This window comes from Flavobacterium sp. AC105 (assembly GCF_979258495.1).
This window is the reverse complement of record NZ_OZ409860.1, coordinates 2,262,301-2,285,027: the sequence shown is the minus strand read 5'-3', so window position 1 is coordinate 2,285,027 and position 22,727 is coordinate 2,262,301. Positions and strand designations below refer to the sequence as shown.

Genomic DNA, 22,727 nt, shown 5'->3' with positions numbered 1-22,727 from the left:
TAAGGAATGAATTCTTTTGCTGTAGTAATACTACTTTTTTCAGATAAAAATCACAATCAATTGACTTTTTCTTTTTCTTAAACTAACACAAAAATCAGATGTTGATTCTAATTTAGTCTCCTCAAAAAAAGACAAACTTCTCATTTGTCAAATCCCCTCTTCTATTTTATTAATTCCTATCAAACAATTATGAAACAACTTCTGTTTACATTATTAATTACTGGTACAGTAATTTGTAATTCTAATGCCCAAAGTGACAATTTAAAAATTAATCAACTGCAAGTGATTGGCTCTCACAACAGTTACAGACACGCTATTGAAACTGATTTATACAACACCATTCAGGCAAAAGATACTTCGCGCTCGCTAAAAGGGCTGCAATACACACACATCCCACTTACAGATCAATTGAATAAAGGATTACGAAATCTTGAAATTGATGTTCAGGGCGATCCTAAAGGCGGAAAATTTGCACATCCAAAAGGATTGGACATTGCAAAATCCGAAGAAGCTTATGACCCAAATGGAGAAATGAAAAAACCAGGTTTCAAAGTTTTTCACATGATCGATATTGATTTTAGAACATCCTGTTATACGCTTCAAAATTGTCTTGCCGAATTAAAAAAATGGTCTGATGCAAACCCTGATCACGTTCCGGTTTTTATTACTTTGGAACCAAAAGATGACGACAGTTTTATGGGTACAAAAGCAGAGAAATTTACACCAGAATTATTTGATGCTCTGGACAAAGAACTTCGTAAAGGATTAGGAAATAGATTAATCACGCCGGATATGGTTCGCGGAAAGTATAAAACGCTCGAAGAAGCTGTTTTAAACAACAATTGGCCAACGCTGAAAAAAGCTAAAGGCAAATTTTTATTTATTTTGGATAATAACGGAGCCAAAAGAGATATGTATGCCCTAAATCATCCATCGTTAAAAGGTCGCGCCGCTTTCATTTGCGCAGAACCGGGAAAACCAGAAGCGGCAACGTTAATGATAGGCAATTCTGAAGATCCAAAAATTACCGATTTGGTTAAAAAAGGATATATAATCCGTACAAGAGCAGATTCGGACACTAAAGAAGCCCGCAAAAATGATTACACCCATTTTGAAGCCGCTAAAAAATCAGGTGCTCAAGTTATTACAACTGATTATTATTTACCGAGTACCTTCTTCAATTCTCCTTATCAGATCAAATATGATGATGGAAGTTATGTGAGAGTGAATCCGGTTACGGGAGCTCAGTAAGTTTTTTTGTTTCAGGTTTCCAAGTTTCAGGTTTTGCTTTGTGTGAAACCTGGAACTTTTTTTATTTTGTGGATGAATGGCACGCGGATGACACGGATTTAAACGGGTTTAGCGCAGGTTTTTTTTGTTTTGTTTTTTTGGTTTGTTTTGTTTTTTGTACGCATCGATTGTCCTCCTGAGCGAAGTCGAAGGACACACAAGGAACTCCATTCCTAAAGTCGTCAATCTTTGTCGAGCTTCCTGCGTGTCCTTCGACTTCGCTCAGGATGACATAAAATGAGAATAAAAAATCCGTTTAAATCCGCGTTTTCGTGTTAGCGAATCCGTGTCATCCGTGTGCCATTTTTTCTCATTTCAAACTCTTAATTTCCCCCGTTTTCAAATCAACAGTAAAATGATCTGCCGGAACTTCGTGCATGAATTTATTGAAGATAATCAGGAATAATTTCATTTGGTTTTGCAACGGTTTTTCTTTTGAAATATCGTCTTGATGATTCTCAAAAAACAAATTAGACAATAGTTTATATTGTTTTGCTCTTTCGGTTCCAACATCTGTTAAAGCTAATTCATCAGCGCTTCTGAAACGATAAAAATCAACTAATAAATCATAACCCGTCCAGTTGAAATCTTGTTTTTTGAGATTATTTTCTGCTAAGATTTTATCTGCTTTAGATTCCGCTTCTGTCCATTCTTTTTGGAAGTTTTCTTTATTTTTCAGAATAACATCAAAATCTTTATCGGATTTAATATTGGCTAAAACCAATAAATCTTCTCCGGAAACATTCAGGATAAAATTCTTAAAACCTGTCGGCCAATCATCTGCTAAAAATCTTAATCGAACTAATTCCTTTAGATGAAAATCGGTAAAATCATGGTAGTTTTTGGTTTTCAGAATATCGATATTCCAGATGTCTTTTGTGTGTTGACTTTCCAGGAATTTATATTCCATTTTATACAAATCAAAAAGTTCGTTGTACCTTTTAACCTCATCAATTGTAATGGTTTGAATATCGACCAGATTGTCTTTTTTAATCGTCAATAATTTATACGCCGGAATATACGCCGCCAAAGATGGCGTTTGAATGTTCACCAAAGTATTTCCTTTTGCAGTGGTTCTCGTTCCTGTATCGTTGATATGCATGTGTCCGCCAAAGTGGATCTTTAATCCGGCATCAGCAAAAACCTGCGCTACTTCTTCGACCGGAACGCGGTTCAATTGCCATTTATTTGGACCCAATAATTCTTTTATTTCCGCGGAAGCGTCGTCATTAAAATCAATCATCGGGAAATGACTAAAAGCGATTAATGTTTTGCCTTGTTGTTTGGCTTGCGCCGAAATTTCTTCGACCCATTTTATCAGGTGTTTTTTGTTCGAAAGTACGTTGTTATAACCCGTACTTGCTTCCGAATAATTTTTTGGATCTTTTGGATCGCCATCATTCTTCTTCGGAATATAAACATTTCCGTCAATTGCCATTAACCAAAGTCCGTCAATTGGTTCAACGACATAACTCACATCCGGAACTTCATATCCTGGCGTAACATTATAAACCCTGTTTGACAATAAAGCGGCTTGTGAAGCTTTTTCGAAACTATAATCCTGAGCAGTATAAGTTGAAAAAGGTGTAGCCCAAAACTTGTATTTTTTATTGGGATAAAAACCAAAATTTTTCAGATTATCCGTGATTCCCAAATAACCCATTTTGGCCATATCGGCAGTTACAACAACTGGATTTTCTGTATTTAAATTTGGCTTGTATAAATCAGGTTTGCTATAAATGGGCTGACTTTTTCCGTCTTTTCCAAGAAAATCTTCTTTGCCGGATTCTTGTGCAAAAGGCCCAACAGGATCGTGATTTCCTGTAGTAATGAAAAATTCTATATTGTATTTTTTTCGGTATTGATCTAAGATCTTTTCCAAACCTTTTACGTGAATCGGCTGACCATCATCGGTATAATCTCCGGGAAGTGCGACGTATTTTATCTTTCGCTTGGCGATATCTTCTAAAGCAGCGATGAAAGCAAAGTAATTTTCATTGAAGATTCGGGTCGAATGCAATTGCGAAGCCATCGTTCGCATTAATACATATTTGCCCGTTTTTGGGTTTAGAATTCCTTTATAATCATTATCAGAAAAGGTTCCGAATAAATCCTGTAAATGCACATCGGATAAAAAAGCAATTTGAATACCTTCGAGATTTTTTGGCTTTTGTGCCGAAATTGCAGTATTGAAAACAATAAAAAACAGGATGGCTAAAGCATATTTATAGGGAGAAGTAAATTTTAAAATCATAGGTTTAGGCTTTTACAAATGGGATTTCTTAACGAAAAAAGATTTGCAATTTTAGGAATTAAAAGCTGAAATAGTTTTACCGTATTGTTACCTAATGATAATTATTACTGCTTGCTGTGTTGATTTTACCGCAAAGTCACAAAGATTTACGCAAAGTTCGCTAAGCTTTGTTTTTTAATCGGGCAAAGTCGCGAAGGCGCAAAGTTTTTATTCTATATTTTGATCATAAAAAAAGTTCGCAAAGCTTATAATTAGCTTTGCGAACTTTGCGTAAATCTTTGTGACTTTGCGGTAAAAAAAACTTCCCGTTTAGAATTTTATTTCTTTAAAAAACGTCTTACCGTCTTCGTACCGTCTTTTTCAAAAACAATTAAATAAACGCCTCTGCTTAAGCCTGAAACATCTATGCTGTTGTCGTTGATTTTTTGGTTTACCACCAAAGTTCCTGTTTGAGAAACGACACTAACATTTCCTCCTACTACATCTTTGGTAAAGAAAAGTGTATTCGCAACCGGATTTGGATATACATTTAATACAACTGCATCTTCTCTTTCATCTATAATTGGAGACGAAATTGCTGCTGCAGCTCCCACTTTGGTAATTCTGATCCAGTTGATATTCATTCCCGTATTTTGAATATAAATTCCGAAATTATACGTTCCGGCATTTACGTTTACCGTTTGTGTAACGGTTTGCCAGTTTTGCCATCCTCCTGTATTTGGAATATCAACATTTCCTAAAATAATAGTTCCGCCGTTTAAATCAGAGGATAATTTTCCGCCTGTTACGCCACTCGCAACTCTGTATTCGATTAAATAAGAACCTGTTGTCGGGAAATTGATGTTGTTATACGCCAACCAGTCTCCGGTTTCCGTATAACCAACATTCGAACCACCGCCTGTATCTGTTGTTGCTTCAACCTGAATGCCGCTCATGGCTGAGTAATCTTCAGCCTGAATTAACGTTGAAGTTTGTGCAGTTGTTGTCGCAATTAATTTCCATTGTCCGCAAGTTTGATTGTTGTTGTCCCATTGCTGAACATTTGCGCCATTTGCCGTACTTGCTCCGGCAACCTCAACAATTCTTCCGCTGTGTCTGGCAACTATTTTGTAAAATCCGTCTCCGGTTGAAACCAGAATAAATTGCTGGTTTGTTGTTCCGTTATACGGATATTGCTCCACATTGGCACCATTTGCGGTATTAAAACCATTTACATCAAGCGATTGTCCGCTGTGATTAGCGATGATTTTATATAATCCGTCACCTAAATGTGTAAACGTATATTTTTGATTGTTTCCTGTATTTGGCACTCCCTGAGCTACATTTGCTCCGTTGGATAAACTCGCGCTCCAGACATCCATATTTAAACCGCTGTTTCTGTTTTCTAAAAAGAACGTTTGATTTCCTAAAGTTGTCACTCCATTTGCCAAAATTCTTATTGAAGTCACTTTGTCATTCCAGGTTCCATTCAAACAAGAATTATCCGAATTGATTACGGTTGAAGCTCCTGTAAAGTTATCATCCTGATACAAAATCGCCTGAAATCCCTGAGTAATTCTAAGCGAAGAAATATCGTCGTTTAAAACGCCCAAAGAATTTAAACGTGCCATATTATAATCACCAATTGTTAATCCGCCTGAAAATCCGGTATAATTACAATCTTTATAAACGGTAATTACATCTGTTGAAGGAGCGATATTTCCTCCTGGCGGAATTGTTCCTGTAACCGAATAACTTCCGATAGAACCATAAGCCGAATATCCGCCGTAACCTGTATTTCCTGCTCCTGTACCATCAACGCCAATAAAGTATTTACCGGCTGGCAAATTCACATTCATAGAAGCATTTAAAGCAAACGGATCAGAGTTCCAGTAGGTTCCCATTTCGGCTCCAGCCGAATTATATAATCTTATCAAAAGATGCAGATTTCCGTCTCTTGAAACGGTATTGGCATTGATCGAAACATTTCCTCCACCGGTTGTAAACGTAAAGAAATCATAATCGGCTTCGCTAGAAATAATTCCGTTTTTTTGGTTGATTGCACCGCTTCCGTTGTAATCTAAATTCGCTGCTGAACCTGTTGTATTTCCGTAATCATCGCCTCTATATCCTACGCCAAATTTGGCACCGGCAATAGACGCAACATCATCTTGTGTGTTGTTGGCATAATTGTATTCGCCTCTGCTCCATTGCACAACTGGCCTGTAATATCCTGCGCCCATAATTGGTGCCCACGAAGTTCCGTCGATACCTACAAAATAATCTTCGGCAGGATTGGTACGACCGTCATGACCCAGATCAAAAGTATGTCCAACTTCATGCGCAGAGGCATCTCCACCAGATTTACCCGAAGTAATAAATACCCAGCAAGGTACATCATTGTCCCAATTGAAGGAACCAATATATGCTACACCTCCCGCCCCCGGGGCCGCAGTATTGGTTGGAGTTACCACCACACGCATTCTTCTGTTTTTTGGATAGGAATTAAAAACGGCTTCACTTGTTGTAACATTCAAATTAAAAGGTCTGTAATCTTCAGAGACTACTTCCCAATGTTGCTGTACATCGGCATCGCTCATTCCTGATGCGGCTGCATTTATGACGTTACCGTTGTTCCAAAGATTTCCTGCCGGCATATAATAGCCATCAAAATCTAATAAAACACAACCTGCTGCGCCGGGCAAACTTTGTAAATTCAATAAAGCCGGTGCAATTGCTGCAGCTTCAACTTTGCTTGTTGTTTTATTAACAGAAGGAACGTTTCTATAATCGACACAAACCAAAGTATTGATATCTACTTTAGAAACATAGGCGTTTCCTGCCGCATCTGAATAATATTTATAAGCTTCTTTTGTCTTCTTTAAAATGATATGACCTTCCAGAGATTTGTCCATCACTTTTATGTAAAAAGAAGATTCCGGGACATTTTTGATTTCTCCTATCAAAAACTCACTTGAAGCGTTTGATTCTTTGTAATTGATTTTTCCATTAAAGTTTTTCGAATTGTCGACCTGAAGCAAGATTGTTTTTTCTGTGCTTTTTGAGGTCGTCGCAACTAATTCTTTTTTTAAATTATTCAGGAATGTTTTACTTGAACCTAAAGAAGTCTGCGCTATGGCGAAACTGCTAAAAGCTAAAAACATAAGTAGGCTTAATCGTAATTTGTAATTGTTTTTCATATTTTATTCGAGATTTGGGTTGTCTTATTAATTGTGAATTATTAATAATGCATAATTATTTTTAACACATAGAAACATAGACTTTTGTTTATATTAAAAGGCGTTTCACTTGTTTAAATTCACATAGCCGTGTGTTTTATTTTCACGCAGATTTTAAAAGGATTTAAGCAGATTAACACAGATAATTATCAAATTTAAATCTGCCTAAATCTGCTCCCGATAGCTATCGGGACTGCGAGAAATAAAAATCTTTTTAATCCTTTAATCTGTAGCAAAAACTCTGACACAGATTGGAATAATTTTTAATTCTCAATTTTTAATTAAAAAAACACTATTCCTTCTTTCGATAAAAAGAAGAAATAGTGCTTTAAGAAAATATTATTTTTTGATAAAACGTCTTACCGTTTTTACTCCGTCTTTTTCAACTAAAACTAAATAGATTCCGTTTTTTAGACCAGAAACATCAACAGTGTTGTTGTTTACTTTTTGATTTGAAACTGTTGCGCCTCCTTCAGTATTAATAATACTTACATTTGATCCTGAAATCTCTGTACTAAAGAAAAGTGTATCAGTTGTTGGGTTTGGATAAACATTTAAACTAGCAATTCCTTCAGCAGTTGTGGCTTCCGGAGCAACTGATTTTGCTGCCAAAGCTGATCCTGATTTTGTGATTCTGAACCAGTTTAAATTCACGCCTGAAGCTTGTATAAATATTCCGAAGTTATACGTTCCGGCATTTACATTTACAGTTTGAGTTACCGTTTGCCAGTTTTGCCATCCTCCTGTATTTGGTACATTTACGGCACCAAGCTGAATAGTTCCTGCATTTAAATCAGAAGAAATTCTTGCACCATTTACGGCACTTGCCACTCTGTATTCAATTACATAATTACCAGAAGTTGGAAAATTGATGTTGTAGTACGCCAACCAGTCGCCTGTATCTGCATAACCTACATTTAAACCTCCGCCAGTATCTGTTGTAGCTTCAGTTTGAATACCACTCATGGTTGAGAAATTTTCTGCCTGAATTAAAGTTCCTGTTCCCGGAGGATTGCTTCCGGTAATAACCTGATTTACGGCTGTCAATAATGATTTTGAACCTGTAGCATCCTGAGATAATTCCCAAATCATAACACCACCTGCATTTTGAATGGCGAAAGTTGTTTTTGCTTTGATAGTTGGAATTCCGTTGTAGTAAATCGTGTTTCCAACCTGATCTAAATTTTCAGCTCCGGGATATTGTGCTACGATATTAGCATAAGAAATTCCCTGATTTGCAGAAGCTCCAAAACCATATCCGTAAAACGGAAGTCCAATAATGGCTTTGCTTGCTGGTAATCCTCTTCCTGTCCAGTAATTAAACTGATTTACAGCCATACTGTACGGAGAGTGTTGTCCAGGACTTCCCGGTTGCCAAGGTCCTGTTGCGTCATACGCCATGATGTTAATCCAGTCGTAAGCTGCAAAAGTAGATGCTGGTACATTTGCTCCGCCATATCCTTCTGAAAGTGCTGCCGAAATTAATTTGCCATTTGCATGCAATTTCGCCGCAAGTGCAATTACAAATCCGCCGTAATCACCATTGATGGCCGGACCTTCAAGATCGACGTCGACACCATCAAGGTTATGGGCAACGACATAATCATAAATTTTTTGAATAAAAGCCGTTCTGTTGCCACTCGTAATAAGATTGAAATAGTTATCACGAATAGCGCCTCCTTCAGAAACTGAACCTCCGCCAAGGGAAACAAAAACTTTTACATTTTGTGCATGCGCCGCGTTGATAATAGTCGTACTTCCTGAGTTCCAGGATAAGTATCCGTTTGCATCCGGATTTTCGAAAGCAAGATTAATATGGGTTAATTTACTGTACTGAACGCTGCTCGAAAAGGCATTCAGATCGACCCAATTTGGGATGTAAGCGATTACTTTTTTCTGGGCCATTGACAAATTGAAAACTCCCAATACCAAAATGACCATCCATTTTAGTGACATTGTTTTGTAATTGTTTTTCATAATAATTTTTTAATAGATTAATAAAAATTTGTAAATAATGGGGAAATGTTACTGTTGATTTTTGACTCTGGATTTTTGATTGCAGACTTTAGATTTTCTGTGCAGCAGAAGTTGGAATCCATAATTATTGGTACCAATTTCAATCTGCAATCTAAAGTCTGCAATCTTAAATCTAAAGTCTAAATCTATTTTTTAAACTATTTTTTTATAAAACGTTTCACCGTTTTTGTACCGTCTTTTTCAAAAACTATTAGATAAACACCTCTTTTTAAATGCGAAACATCTAAACTATTGTTGCTTACTTTTTGTCCCGAAACTATATTTCCTGTCTGAGAATCTACAATACTTACATTTCCTCCAGATACATCTGTAGTAATGAAAAGTGTATTTTCTACCGGACTTGGATATATGTTTAAAGCCACATCCGCAGGTTGTTCTTCAACTGCCGGAGCGATTGTTTTAGCCGCTAAACCAGCACCAACTTTTGTAATTTTTATCCAGTTAATGTTCATTCCCGTATTCTGAATGAAGATTCCGAAATTGTATGTTCCTGCATTCACGTTTACCGTTTGAGAAACCGTCTGCCAGTTTTGCCATCCTCCGGTATTCGGAATATCAACATTACCTAAAACAATAGTTCCGCCGTTTAAATCAGAAGATAATCTACCGCCTGCAACAGCGCTCGCCACTCTGTATTCGATTAAATAAGAACCTGTAGTTGGGAAATTAATACTGTTATACGCCAACCAATCTCCAGTTTCAGTATATCCAACATTAGAACCTCCTCCGGTATCTGTTGTTGCTTCAACCTGAATACCGCTCATTGCTGAATAATCTTCGGCCTGAATTAAAACAGAAGTTTGTGATGTTGTAGCCGGAACCAATTTCCATTGTCCACACGTTTGGTTGTTGTTATCCCATTGTTGCACAACAGCACCACTAGCCGTGCTTGCTCCTGCAACTTCTACAATTCTACCGCTGTGTCTTGCCACAATTTTATAAAATCCGTCACCAGTAGATACCAATACAAATTGCTGATTGGTAGTAGCATTGTATGGATATTGCTCTACGTGAGTTCCGTTAGCTTTATTGAAATTGTTTACATCTAAAGACTGTCCGCTATGATTTGCAATAATTTTGTACAATCCGTCGCCTAAATGTGTGAACGTAAATTTCTGATTGTTTCCTGAGTTTAAACCTCCCTGATTAATCGCTGCACCATTTGTTAAACTTGCACCCCAGACATCCATATACAAATTGCTGTTTCTGTTTTGCAAAAAGAAAGTTTGATTTCCTAAAGTAGTTACTCCGTTTGCCAGAATTCTGATAGACGTTACTTTATCATTCCAGGTTGTGTTTAAACAAGTATTATCAGAATTGATTACCGTTGAACCTCCTGTAAAATTATCATCCTGATACAAAATAGCCTGAAAACCCTGAGTAATTTTAAGAGAAGATATTGCATCATCATCAATACCTAATGTTTTCAAACGTGCCAGATTATAATCTCCAATCGTTAATCCGCCAGAAAATCCGGTGTAGTTACAATCTTTATAAACTGTAATTACATCTGTTGTTGCCGGCACAGAAGGTACTGTTCCTGCATATCCTCCAAAAGTGGCAATTACTTTGGTAGGCTGTGGCGTATGAAGCGATGGCGATTGATCAGCCACATCATCATAAGCAAAACCGTAAGCCAGATTATCAACACTAATTCCTGGTAAATGCCAGAATTTAGAATAATGATTTGTTGGATTCACCTGATAAAATTTCGATGCATCGTACCAGTTTTGCTGACCCGGATTTGGCGTTGTAACATTTACAACATGTCTGTTTATCGCAGCCGTTAATTGTGCCTGAATAACAAGATCTAAATCTCCGTCGACTAATCTTCTATCCAGAACACCTTTTCCTTCAAGGGCTTCCTGAGTCGAAGGTCTGTTTTGAACTCTTCCGGTTCTACCAACAAAACCGCCTGATTGTCCAACCATTTCCAGTTGTTCTCCATTAACTCTTCCTTTGAAAACTCCGGCATCTCCGGCATAAAATATTAAATCTTCATTTTTATATTTATTCCAGATCGCATCGATATATGATTTCAGATAATTAGCCTGAGGTCCTACAGAAGTTCCTCCGGTTCCATCTGCGAAAGCTGGTGTTTTTGACGGTGCTGTAATTTCGCCCGTTGCATCATTTACACAACCTTGAAATTCTGATGGCACATTAGCTTTAAAAGCTGCAACAATATCCGCGTGTTTTTTTAATTCCCCCACACGTTTTTGATATCCGTTTGCACCAAATAATTCCAATCCCATTGGATATTTATACGAATCAACTCTCGATGGATTTCCAAAGAAACCGTATTGGTTATTGGTCAATTCTATTATTTCATACAAAATTCCCTGATTCGGGTCTGTTGCATTCAACGGATTTGGCGACGTATATCCTGACGGAGCGCCACTTGCACCAAAAAAGTAGAAATACAACTGCTGTCCTTTGGCTATAAAAACCCTGCAGCCTGCAATTTGCGGAAGTGTAAAAGTCTTATTCGGAATTTCACTCAATTTGGTAAAACATGCAGCATATTTTGAGTTTTGTCCCGGTCCGGTATTTCCACCAATTGTTGGCCCCGTAACCGTATTATAAGATGAACTCATTGGTAAAACCTGACTCGTTTTGGCATTTACCCAAACGTGGTTTCCGGTGTTATAATCAATACCTACAATGGCAACATATAATTCGCTGTCATTAAATGTCGATGCATTACTTATCGTAAACGGAATAGGCCCTTGCCCATACATAAAATTGGTGAGTAATGCCAGAAGCAATACTGCAAAAAAGTTTTTTTGTAATCTTAAATTTCTCATTGTTTTTAAATTGTTTGGGTTAATAAATTTGTGTTTTATTAATTAGTAAGAATGAGAAAATAGGGTTAATAAAAAGTTGGGTGTAATTATTTAGGATCATTACACCCAACCTGTTTTTTTTGATTATTGCTTAATCAGTTTTCGAGACCAGCTTTTTTGGTCTGATTTAAAATTCAGAATATAAATTCCGCGCCCAAGTCTGCTTATATCGATAAAGCTTTCTTTAGCATCAGCAGCAAGTTTATTTTCTACAACCAATGTTCCTGAATTATCATAAATCGTTACGACTTTATTGTCTAATTTTTCAGGTATTGAAAGCTGAATATAATTACTCGCCGGATTAGGATACATGGCAAATGCTGTATTTGCTATTTCACTTTCTTCGGCTATAGTCAATGCTTTTTTGGCCGCAGATGCAGATCCGTAAGCTTCAATTTCGTATAAAGAATATCCGTATGGAGCGAGTGCTTTTGCCGTACATAAAATTCTAATGTATCTTCCGGTTCCGCTAACTGTTAAATCATCAGTTCCTCCATCGCTGGCTGTTTGAGTATTTACAGTTTCGCTTTCGGTGAAAACATTATCAGTAGAAACTTGTACTTTGTATTGCGTTGCAAAAGCAGCTTCCCATTTCAAGACCACGCGATTAATGTTGTAATTAGCGCCTAAGTCAACATAAATCCATTCTGATGCGTTAACAAAAGAACTTGCCCATCTGCTTACTGTGCCGTCTCCGTCAGTTGCTTTACTGGCTGATAATGTTGCGTTTTCTTCTGTAGAAGCTGTCGCTGTTTTGGCTAAAGCCAAATTAACATTGGTAGGTGCGGTAATATTTCGAACAATAACATCGCTGAAAACTCCCGTTGCCAAAGTTCCATTTGCATGGGATGTTACAGCCATACCTACATAAATCGTACTTGCCATAGCAATCGTTTTTGGCGCACCAAGTTGTGTCCATGTCGATCCGTTATCTGAAGTATACGATGTAAATACATTTCCTGCTCTTGTAACACGAATCCATTTTGGAGCCGTTCCTGCAGCAACCGTAGCAGTCGTAATTCCTGAAACTGCATCTCTGGTTAAAAATTCTACACCTGCTGCTGCGCTAACATCTGTCATCGCATGTTTAGAAGTTGGCGTAAGCGTTTCACGGAACATTACTCCCGCTTTTGCGTATGTATTGGTATTGGTCAATGAATTTACTTTGGCAATAATTTCAGCATCACCCGTAATCGATTGGTTTACAAACTGAAATTGATCGCCTGTATCCCAAATATCATTTCCTGATCCTTTGATCGTGAAAGTTCCGCTAGCGTGAGTTGCTTCTCCAACCGGAGTTACAGCACCCAAATCTGTGCTAACCCACGGTGCCGGCAAAGTTGCAGGAGGATTTTCTGTAGAAACTAAATTTAAAGCTCTTAAGTTGTCAAAATAATACGTGTTTCCTGAACTCGTTCCCGGTTCTAACAAGAAAACAAAACGATTTACTTCGCTGTCTAAAGTCGATGCATCCGGCGAACTCACATACGTAAAAGTTACAGTATGCCATGTATTAGTTTGTTTTACAACACCTTGATAAATACTGTGTCTTCCCACTGGGTAATTCGACGGAATAGAAGCACTGCTTTCTGCCTGCCATGAAATTACAGATCCAACCGGAGCCGAAGTATATACATCCATTGCAAACTTTTTAGTTCCTGATTTGAAATCTCCAATATTAGTTAAAGTTGTATTGAACGAAAAGTTATCATACAACTCAGTCGATTTTCTAACATATTTTCCAACGTTTGATGAAGTATTAATTCCGGTTGCACTTGGATTTGCGGTGTTTGGCGTATACGTTCCAATTGCATCTCTAAATGTAATATTGTGAACCGTTTGATAATCTTCATAAACCACTCCGGGCGTAAAAGTATCCGGTAGTTTAGTAGATCCAATTCTGATATTATCAAAATAATACGTATCGTTTGTATACGAACCTGAATTGGCTAATATCACCATTTGGTTAACCGCTAAATTCGAAGTTCCTTCATCCGGACTTGAATTATAATAGAAAGTCAACGTTTCCCATTGATTCTGTTTCGTCGTGATTGCTACATAATTACTGTTTCTTCCTGTTGGAAAATTAGCCGGAAGCGATGTAGCGCTGTTTTCTAAATTCAGACTTACAACTGTACCAATTGGTGCCGTCGTATACACATCAATCATGATCTTTTTAGTCTGATTCTTTAATAAACCTGCATCTTCAATATTGCCCGCTGTATTAAAGAAAAGCACGTCATATTGTTCTGTTACATTACGAACATACTTCGCCACATTTGCAGATGAGTTTACTGAATTGGTTCCCGGATTTGCAACCACAGAATACGTTCCGGTTGTCGTTCCTTTGATGATTTTATTGATTCCGTCATAATTCTGCAAAACATCCGTCGCAATAATTGGTTTTTCCGGAGCCGCTTTGGTTAACAGATTATCAAAATAATATGTAGTTCCTGCATTTGTGTTTGATTCAAAAAGGAACACTACATTATTGATCGTTAAAGCGCTTGTATTAGGATCGATAACTTTTTCGAATTCAAATTCTATCGTTTCCCATTTGTTTTGTACCGTTGTCGTGGCTTTGTAACCGCTGTGTCTTCCTGACGGAAAATTAGTTGCTGTTGTTACCAGACTATTTTCGAGTTGCATCGAAATTTTAGTTCCAACCGGTGCCGAAGTATAAATATCAAAAGAAAGCTTTTTTCTTCCATAAACATAATCATTGGCATTGCTTATCACTACATTTTTGATATTTAAAACATCATATAATTCAGCAGTATTACGAACATATTTCCCAACCAAAGCTGAGGTATTAATTCCCGTAGCTGATGGATTCGCAACCGCTTCTGTCAGAACTCCGGTTTTAAGACCGTATACTATATTTCTGTTTGATTGAAAATCTTCGTAAATTCTTTCTACTGGCAAAGGTGCTTCTGTAGTAACAGCCAGTTTATACGTATTAGCAGCACATCCGGAAACTGTAGCAGCTACCGAAACATCTCCTCCGGATGTTCCCCAGTTTACAGTAATCGTGTTTGTTCCTTGTCCTGAAGTAATCGTTGCTCCCGCAGGAACTGTCCAGTTATAAGTTGCTCCTGCAATAGGATTTATAGAATAAGTTTTCCCCGTTTCGTTGTTGTAGACTTTTGCATCTCCTAAAACGCCGTAAGTAAAACTACCGCTGTAAACGCGAACGTAATCTACTTGCAGTTTTGCCGGAAAATCAGCCGGAATTGGTTCAACGCCAGCACCATTTACACTTGTGTAAGGCGTTCCTGCGCTACCAACAGCAAGATTTAAAATGATATAAAACTGCTGGTCATTAAAAGGCCATCCGCCATTTACAGTGGTTTGTGGCGTAGCAGTATGGAATAAATTTCCATCAATAAACCATTTAATAATATTTGGTCCCCATTCTACTGCATAAACGTGAAATTCTGTAGATAAATCAGTTGGCGATGCGTAACTTCTACCCGTATAATGGTATCCGCCACCATCATAATGAATCGTTCCGTCTATAGATTTTGGGTTTCTGTGTTTGGCTTCCATGATATCAATTTCACCTGTAAAAGGCCAATTTGACGTTCCTGCAGGCAGCATCCAGAATGCCGGCCATGCGCCCATTCCTGATGATAACTTCATACGGGCTTCAATTCTTCCATATTTAATGGAATATTTGCCTTCTGTAGTTAATTTTGCAGAAGAATACGGTTGTGCCGGAAAAGAAGCATTCGGTTCGTATTTTGCCTGAATGTTCAAATAGCTGTTTGTTCCTTCCTTCACAATCGTTGCCTGATTGGGATCGTAACGCTGCGCTTCGCCATTTCCAAATCCGCAAAGTGAAGGACATCCGTTTCCGGAAATACTTTGCCATTTGGTTGCGTCTACTGTTGTACCATTAAATTCGTCAGACCAAATTAAAGTGTTGCATTGTGCCTGAAGTTTCAAAAAAGGAGACAACATTATTGCTGCCATAATAAAACATCTTTTCAGAAAATGGTAATTGCTTTTCGGTGGTCGGCCGAAAAAAGAGTCTTTTTGATTCATTTTTTTTAGTTTTTTGTTAGTAAAGTTATTATCGTTAATAAAAAATCCTATTTGTAAAAAATAGACTGTTATTTTATTAAGGACGCACAATATTAACAAATAAACTAGGCAGAATGCCAATTTTTGAATACGGTTTGACTACGGTGTTTTCAAAAAAATGTAGTAATTACTGGTCAAAACGCGTAAAACTACCTGGGATTTTACTTATAATAAAAAACATGGTTTGTTAGGCTGTTTTAAACACATAAAATTAAAAATATGATAGATTAAAATGCATCCATACAAAATAAATCGAGCCGAAGGCTCTTTGCAAAAGTTCCGGAGGAACGGTTGATTTTGTAGCAACGGATTTTAATCCGTTGAAAAATTAAGAATATCATTTGATCAAAATCAAAAGATATCACGTTTGGTTGTCATTATACTATTATAAAAATTTTTATCTCTCGCAGATTTGGCATTGAGCAGATTAATTTGGATAATGGTCTGCGTAATTTGCTTAAATCTTTTTTAAATCTGCGTGAAAAAAAATCAAACACATAGAAATATTTTAAAAATTGAGAATAAACTCCGTGATATTAGCATCAGACGAAAGCTGCATTTTTTTGCGAATGCGATATCGTGTATCTTCAACTCCTCTTACAGAAATCCCTAAAAGCGGCGCAATTTCTTTTGTGTTGAAATTCATTCGCAAATACGCACACAATCGCATATCTCGCGGCGTCAATTCCGGGAAACTGGTTTTTAGCCTTTGCATAAAATTATCATGAAGCTGGTTGAAAATCTCTTCAAACTCGTTCCAATGCTGATCTCCCTGCAATTCGTGATCAATAATTCGGTTAATTTTTGTTAGTAAACTGAAATTCGTATTCGAATCATTCTTTTTATCAATCTGCCCAATAAGATCTTTTATAGAAAGCAAAATTTCATTTAAATGAATAAGATTCACCGTATTTGAAGCCACTTTGGCATTTTTGAGATTAATTGTCGCTTCGAGATTCTCCCGCATAATTGCCATATTTTCCTGTTCCAAAGCCAATTTTTGCTCATTTAATTCGGCACGGTTTTGCAAAAGCTCTTTTTCCTGGCTTAATATTAATTGTTCACGATCGCGTTCTGCGAGATTCTTTTGATATTTAATAATCGTATAAATCAAAACTCCAAACATAATTAAATACAAAATATAAGCCCAACTTGTTCTGTACCAAGGCGGCAAAACTTCAAACTTAAAAATGGCTTCTTCACTTACAACATCATAAATATTTTTTGCCCTAACGTGAAAAACATATTCATTTTCAGGCAAATTGGTATATTCTTTTTCCGTTTGAAGGCTGTATTCAGACCATTTTGGTTCAAAACCTTCCAGCCAATATTCATATTTTGTCGCGTCGGCTTCATCATAACAAAGAGATGCAAACGAAAAATGCAGGGCGTTATTCGAATACGATAAAACGGGCGGAAGTTTACTGTTTGCCGATTCTGTATTGGTTGGAAGCACATCATATCTGCTTGAAAACAACAAACTATCTTTCGGAAAAATACATTTTACTTCTGAAATTACAGCTTTGTACTTCGATTGATAACTCTTGTTTTTGGTAGCATTGTAATGAATCAAACCATCTTGTGTACCAAAAAACACATCTCCGCTTGACGTTGTCTGAATATTTTCGAAACCGGGAACATATAAATATCTTAGTTTTCTAAAAGGCAGTTCTTCAACAGCAAAATTCTTTCCTGCTTTTTGACTCATTTTGCCCGTATTTTCTCCAGAAATATACCAGATATCTTTGTGGCTATCTTCTTTAAGCAAACGAATATGACTGTCTAAACCGAGATATTTTCTAAATGTAGCATCGGGAATCATTTTCTTTGAATGTGGATCTTGTTTGTAAACGCCTTTTGTTGTACCAAACAAAATCTGATCATCAATTTTGAAAGTATTTAAAAACAAACTCGACGGAAATCCAGCCGCCTGATTGTAAAACTGAAGATTTGAAACAGCATCAAATGTTTTATTAAACCTGATTTTGTAAATGCCTTTATAGCCATGAGCAATCCAGATATTATTTGCTGCATCCGTTATAATAATTCGGCTGCTTTCGTCAAAACCTTTTATTTTATGCTGAAAAACCCAGGAACCGTTGATATTTTTCAATAAATACAATCCGTTATAACCGCCAACAAGCAATAAATCAGGATGATCCGGAATTATGATTCCTTGCCACGCTCCGTCTGTTTTGGCTAATAATTGTGCCGAATTGCCTTTTATTTCGAAGATTCCGTTCTTTTCAAAAGCCAAAAGTGAATTTCCAAAAACACCAACATTCCACACATTTTCAGACATTCCTGAAATATGCTGAAAGTGAACATTTTCGTGCTGCCCGCTTTTATAAGCATTCCAATCCAGCCAGAAAACGCCATTATCCGTGGCGATATAAAGTTTGTTCTGATAAATTTGACTGCAATATATTTTGGTTTCCGAATTCGAGGAATCCAGTATTTTTGATAAAGGAGAAGCAATCTGAATCACCGAAATACCTTCTTTTAAAGTCACCCATAAATTACCTTCTTTATCAGTTTTAAGATTTGTTACATATTCGTTCTGCAAACCTATTTGTTTATTAATATGCTGAATCAGATTTCCTGCACTATCAATAACTATCAATCCGGTTTGGCGCGTTCCAATTCCGAAATAGCCATCAGAAAGTAAAATACCTGTTGAGATTTGATATTGTTTTAACAGATTATCGGCTTCAGTTACAAAAGGTTTCAATTGATTGTTTTTATAAATGAAAAGTCCCTTTTTTTGTGTCAGCAAGATTAGGCCTTCTTTGGTTTCGAAGATTTTCCTGATTTTCATTCCGATAAAATCTTTGCTATTCGGAATTTCGACTAAAGCATCATCTTTTAGTTTCAATAAACCTTTTACATTATCTGAAACATACATTTCCTTATTAACTTCAAAAAACTCATCAAACTTAGCATCAGGACGTATTACTTTGATTTTGTTATTCTTATAAATAAATATTTCTTCATTTGAGAAAAAAATCACTTCATTATTTCGGATAACGGTATGCAAAACATCACCAAAATTCTTAGCTGATTCGGGAAGTAATTTCACTAAAGAAGTATATTTATATTGACCGTTTGGCAACTGAACGGTATAACCAAAATCGCCCTGAGCGCCCACATACATTCTGTCGTTTTTATCGATTGCAAGAGAACGAACCATGCTTCGATTTGCGGGTTGGGTTACGATTCCCCATCTCACGCCATCAAATTGCATAATCCCAAAATGATTGGCAAAAAACATCATTCCCTTAGAATCCTGCAAAACATCCCAATTCTCTGAAGCCGCTTTATACGTTTTCGGATCGTAATTGGTTATAAACGGGACGCCAATTTTTTTAATTTGAGCATTAAAAATAGTGGGCAAAAGGAATATTGATAGAACTAAAAGTCTAATAAATTTCGTCATTTTTGTTTCTGTCTGTAGGTTATTTCGTGGCGTTTGAGAACCACAATCATAAAAACAACTACTTGGGGAGTGGCTGTTTTTATAGGAAAATAGACATTCATATTAGTACTACTAAAATTATAATTTGACAACAAGAAGCATTAAAAAAAACGAATATCTATATCCAAATATATAAAAATTTATTTTAATGTAACAAATTGCACAAATTATTAAAGATGTAATTAATAGAAAAATGTGAGAATTATAACGAATTGAGATAATGTGAGAATTGAGATAATGTGAGAATTGAGATAATTAGATAATTGGAAAATGAAAAATGAGAATGCGCGAGTGCGAGCTTTGTCAAAGTTTTAAACTTTGACAAAGCTAGTAGACAATAGTTTATCGACAATTGTTGATATCATACAAGAAGCTCCATAAGTAAAATCGCCACTCTTTGTAGCGCTACTAACGGAGATTCCTCGTTCCTCGGAAGGACAAGATTGTGGTTGTTTTTGCAATGAATAAAACCTGAAACAAAAATCTAAGAAGTCTAAGAAAGTCTAAAATCTGAGAAGTCTAAAACCCCAACTCTTCATAAGAATGAAAAAGTATTGCTCCTTCTTTTTCTAAATCTTCGTTGTTAAATCCGTTTGCAAAACCGTAGACTTTAAATCCGCCTTTTATTCCGGCGATTACTCCTGCTTTGCTGTCTTCTATGACGATGCAGTCTTTTACAGCGAAACCCATTTCTTTTGCGGCGTGCAGAAAAATTCCCGGATCTGGTTTCCAGCTGTTTATTTGATAGGAACTAAAGATTTTATTTTCGAATTTATCTAATAATCCGGCAACTTCAAGGTTCAATCTGATTTTATCAACGGGACCGCTGGAAGCAACACAATACGGAATTTTCAATTTATTAAGGAATTCGACGATTCCTTCCATCGGTTTGACCTGGGTTTTGAAAGCTTCGAAACTTCTTTGGCGGTATTCTGCTTCAAAAGTATCCGGAAGTTTTTTAGCGATTGCATTTTCGATATGCAGGAAACATTCTTTCAAATTACGTCCGTTAAAATCGCGATACGCATCTTCTAATTTCATTTCAAAACCATGTTCAGCAGCCATTGAAAGTAAAATTCCGTTACCAATTTTTTCAGTATCCACAAGAACGCCATCACAATCGAAAATAATACACTTAACTTCCATATTCTTTAATTTACAATTTTAATTATTCGGCTTGACCGAAAATGTAAATTACAAATTTATTTTATAAAGTCAGGCGAAATTTAAAGTGAAGTTGAAATCTTTGACACAATTTGTACAATAAAATCAGCCTGCGCAGGATTTATTTTTTCTATGGCTTGCTGTGTTTGAAACCATTCTGCTTTATCAATTTCAGGGAAGGCTTGCAATTTTCCGGATTTTGGCGGCCACTCCATTTCGAAAACATTGCTTTTTATGAGCGTTACATCAATGTCATATTCTAAAGCCCACGCAAAAACTTTTTTTCCGGATTTGAGTTTTACGGCATGAAGTTCAATAAAATCACCTTCTAATTCAAAACCCGTTTCTTCCTGAAATTCACGTTTTGCAGCCTCAAGCGGATCTTCTTCATTTGTAAATTCTCCTTTCGGAATCGACCAGCTTTCTAAATCCTTATTCTTCCAAAATGGACCACCAGGATGTACCAATAAAAAATAAATTGTCGAATCTATGAATTTGTAGAGTAATATGCCGGCGCTTTGTTTCATTGAATTAAGTGTTCTAAATTATATTATAAATATAATAACTTTTATTGGTTAAAAAAATCATCTAATAATTACCTCATTACCAATCTTCTGTACATATTTACTCCCATTTTGTATTTAAATGTAATATTTCATTTGTATTTTTATGGAATTATAAAATTCCTATTTGAACTCAAAAAAATAATAAAATGTCAATATCCTACGAATCAAGATATGCATCGGGTCCGCAAGCAGTTAAGCAATACGATACGGCGCAATTAAGAGCAGAATTTTTAATCGATAATTTGATGAAAAAGGGCGAAATTGCTCTTACCTATTCACATTATGATCGTTATATTGCCGGTTCTGCAGTCCCGGTTTCTCCATTGAAATTGGAAGCTATTGATCCTTTAAAAGCACAATATTTTCTGGAAAGAAGAGAATTAGGCATCATCAATGTGGGCGCAAAAGGCGCTGTTGAAGTTGACGGAACTTCGTATGAATTGGGTCATAAAGATGCGCTTTATATTGGAAGCGGAAACAAGGAAGTAATCTTTAAAAGCGATGACCCAGAAAATCCTGCTTTGTTTTATCTGAACTCTGCTCCTGCTCACACGCAGCATCCAACCAAAAAAGTAAGTTTGGCTGAAGCCAATAAATTACAACTGGGAACCATGGAAACAGCCAATCATAGAACGGTAAACCAAATGATTATTGGCGGAATCGTAACGACGTGCCAATTACAAATGGGAATGACGGAACTTAAAACTGGAAGCGTTTGGAATACGATGCCTGCGCACGTTCACGATCGTAGAATGGAAGTTTATTTCTACCTCGATATTCCGGAAAATCAAGCCGTTTGCCATTTTATGGGAGAACCTCAGGAAACGAGACATATCTGGATGAACAATCATCAGGCTGTGATTTCTCCACCCTGGTCCATTCATTCAGGTTCAGGAACTTCAAATTATACTTTTATTTGGGGAATGGCTGGAGAAAACCTTGATTATGGCGATATGGATATTGCTAAAATAACCGATTTAAGATAAAAAAATGACGAATTTATTTGATATAAAAGGAAAAATTGCCCTGATTACAGGAAGCACACACGGATTGGGAATGGCAATGGCAAAAGGTTTAGGTCAGGCCGAAGCGACCATTATCGTGAACGGAAACTCTTCTCAGCAAAAAATTGACGATGCCGTAAAGGAACTGCAAAGTGAAGGAATAAAAGCTGTTGGTTATAAATTTAATGTAACCGATGAAAAAGAAGTGATTGAAGCTGTAAAGAAAATTGAAAGTGAAGTTGGACCAATTGCAATTCTGATTAACAATGCCGGAATCATCAAAAGAATTCCGTTAATCGAAATGGAAGTTGCTGATTTTAAAGAGGTAATTGATATCGATTTGGTTTCTCCTTTTATTGTTTCCAAACACGTTGCAAAAGGAATGATCGAAAGAAGGCAAGGTAAAATCATTAATATCTGTTCGATGATGAGCGAACTGGGCCGAAATACCGTTGGTGCGTATGCTGCTGCAAAAGGCGGTTTGAAAATGCTGACCAAAAACATGGCAACAGAATGGGCAAAATACAACGTACAAATCAACGGAATTGGCCCAGGCTATTTTGCAACTGAACAAACAAAACCTATTCGAGTTGACGGACATCCGTTTAACGATTTTATCATAAGCAGAACTCCTGCTGCAAAATGGGGTGATCCCGGTGATTTAGCCGGAGCAGCAATATTTTTATCTTCTAAAGCAAGTGACTTTGTAAACGGTCACATTTTATATGTAGACGGCGGAATTCTGGCTACAATTGGCAAACCTTCTAACGAAAACTAAACCCTCAAA

11 protein-coding genes are annotated in these 22,727 nt (G+C 36.7%); 3 read left to right on the top strand and 8 right to left on the bottom strand.

Translation table 11 applies throughout. From position 1 onward, the window contains the following. Positions 1 to 189 precede the first annotated feature (189 nt). Positions 190 to 1,251, top strand: a complete 1,062-nt coding sequence (locus tag ACZ0AH_RS09795; protein ID WP_463475613.1) for a phosphatidylinositol-specific phospholipase C1-like protein — start codon at positions 190 to 192, stop codon at positions 1,249 to 1,251. 349 nt (positions 1,252 to 1,600) lie between these two features. Here the strand turns inward: ACZ0AH_RS09795 and ACZ0AH_RS09790 are convergent, their stop codons facing one another. The 8 genes from ACZ0AH_RS09790 to ACZ0AH_RS09755 form a co-directional block, all read right to left on the bottom strand. Then, on the bottom strand, positions 1,601 to 3,544 hold the full coding sequence (locus ACZ0AH_RS09790; protein WP_463475612.1) for a metallophosphoesterase: 1,944 nt from the start codon (positions 3,542 to 3,544) through the stop codon (positions 1,601 to 1,603). Positions 3,545 to 3,861: 317 nt separating this feature from the next. Then, entirely contained in the window at positions 3,862 to 6,723 is a 2,862-nt protein-coding gene (locus tag ACZ0AH_RS09785; protein ID WP_463475611.1) for an RICIN domain-containing protein, read from the bottom strand. 378 nt (positions 6,724 to 7,101) lie between these two features. After that, complete coding sequence (locus ACZ0AH_RS09780) at positions 7,102 to 8,739, bottom strand: glycosyl hydrolase family 18 protein (RefSeq protein ID WP_463475610.1); 1,638 nt, start codon at positions 8,737 to 8,739, stop codon at positions 7,102 to 7,104. A gap of 197 nt (positions 8,740 to 8,936) precedes the next feature. Next, a complete protein-coding gene (locus ACZ0AH_RS09775) occupies positions 8,937 to 11,606 on the bottom strand; it encodes a beta-1,3-glucanase family protein (protein WP_463475609.1) in 2,670 nt (889 codons plus the stop codon). A gap of 123 nt (positions 11,607 to 11,729) precedes the next feature. Then, a complete protein-coding gene (locus ACZ0AH_RS09770; protein WP_463475608.1) occupies positions 11,730 to 15,620 on the bottom strand; it encodes a family 16 glycosylhydrolase in 3,891 nt (1,296 codons plus the stop codon). A gap of 619 nt (positions 15,621 to 16,239) precedes the next feature. Next, positions 16,240 to 19,167 (bottom strand): triple tyrosine motif-containing protein, encoded by a 2,928-nt coding sequence (locus ACZ0AH_RS09765; protein WP_463475607.1) that lies wholly within the window; start codon positions 19,165 to 19,167, stop codon positions 16,240 to 16,242. A gap of 558 nt (positions 19,168 to 19,725) precedes the next feature. Continuing rightward, positions 19,726 to 20,352 carry an HAD family hydrolase gene (locus ACZ0AH_RS09760; RefSeq protein ID WP_463475606.1) on the bottom strand — a complete coding sequence of 209 codons (627 nt, stop codon included), beginning with the start codon at positions 20,350 to 20,352 and terminating at the stop codon, positions 19,726 to 19,728. An 80-nt stretch (positions 20,353 to 20,432) separates the two neighbouring features. After that, complete coding sequence (locus tag ACZ0AH_RS09755) at positions 20,433 to 20,897, bottom strand: NUDIX hydrolase (protein ID WP_463475605.1); 465 nt, start codon at positions 20,895 to 20,897, stop codon at positions 20,433 to 20,435. Between the two features lie 185 nt (positions 20,898 to 21,082). On the opposite strand from ACZ0AH_RS09755, the gene kduI reads away from it, so the two are divergent. Then, the gene (kduI, locus tag ACZ0AH_RS09750) at positions 21,083 to 21,922 is read left to right on the top strand and encodes a 5-dehydro-4-deoxy-D-glucuronate isomerase (RefSeq protein ID WP_463475604.1); all 840 of its coding nucleotides are present in this window, start codon (positions 21,083 to 21,085) and stop codon (positions 21,920 to 21,922) included. Between the two features lie 4 nt (positions 21,923 to 21,926). After that, on the top strand, positions 21,927 to 22,718 hold the full coding sequence (locus tag ACZ0AH_RS09745; protein WP_463475603.1) for a gluconate 5-dehydrogenase: 792 nt from the start codon (positions 21,927 to 21,929) through the stop codon (positions 22,716 to 22,718). Positions 22,719 to 22,727: the final 9 nt, after the last annotated feature.

What these genes read in the sequence shown, in the direction of transcription:
- ACZ0AH_RS09795 (WP_463475613.1), top strand. Translation starts at nt 190, where the DNA reads ATGAAACAACTTCTGTTTACATTATTAATTACTGGTACAGTAATTTGT.
- ACZ0AH_RS09790 (WP_463475612.1), bottom strand. Translation starts at nt 3,544, where the DNA reads ATGATTTTAAAATTTACTTCTCCCTATAAATATGCTTTAGCCATCCTG.
- ACZ0AH_RS09785 (WP_463475611.1), bottom strand. Translation starts at nt 6,723, where the DNA reads ATGAAAAACAATTACAAATTACGATTAAGCCTACTTATGTTTTTAGCT.
- ACZ0AH_RS09780 (WP_463475610.1), bottom strand. Translation starts at nt 8,739, where the DNA reads ATGAAAAACAATTACAAAACAATGTCACTAAAATGGATGGTCATTTTG.
- ACZ0AH_RS09775 (WP_463475609.1), bottom strand. Translation starts at nt 11,606, where the DNA reads ATGAGAAATTTAAGATTACAAAAAAACTTTTTTGCAGTATTGCTTCTG.
- ACZ0AH_RS09770 (WP_463475608.1), bottom strand. Translation starts at nt 15,620, where the DNA reads ATGGCAGCAATAATGTTGTCTCCTTTTTTGAAACTTCAGGCACAATGC.
- ACZ0AH_RS09765 (WP_463475607.1), bottom strand. Translation starts at nt 19,167, where the DNA reads ATGACGAAATTTATTAGACTTTTAGTTCTATCAATATTCCTTTTGCCC.
- ACZ0AH_RS09760 (WP_463475606.1), bottom strand. Translation starts at nt 20,352, where the DNA reads ATGGAAGTTAAGTGTATTATTTTCGATTGTGATGGCGTTCTTGTGGAT.
- ACZ0AH_RS09755 (WP_463475605.1), bottom strand. Translation starts at nt 20,897, where the DNA reads ATGAAACAAAGCGCCGGCATATTACTCTACAAATTCATAGATTCGACA.
- kduI (WP_463475604.1), top strand. Translation starts at nt 21,083, where the DNA reads ATGTCAATATCCTACGAATCAAGATATGCATCGGGTCCGCAAGCAGTT.
- ACZ0AH_RS09745 (WP_463475603.1), top strand. Translation starts at nt 21,927, where the DNA reads ATGACGAATTTATTTGATATAAAAGGAAAAATTGCCCTGATTACAGGA.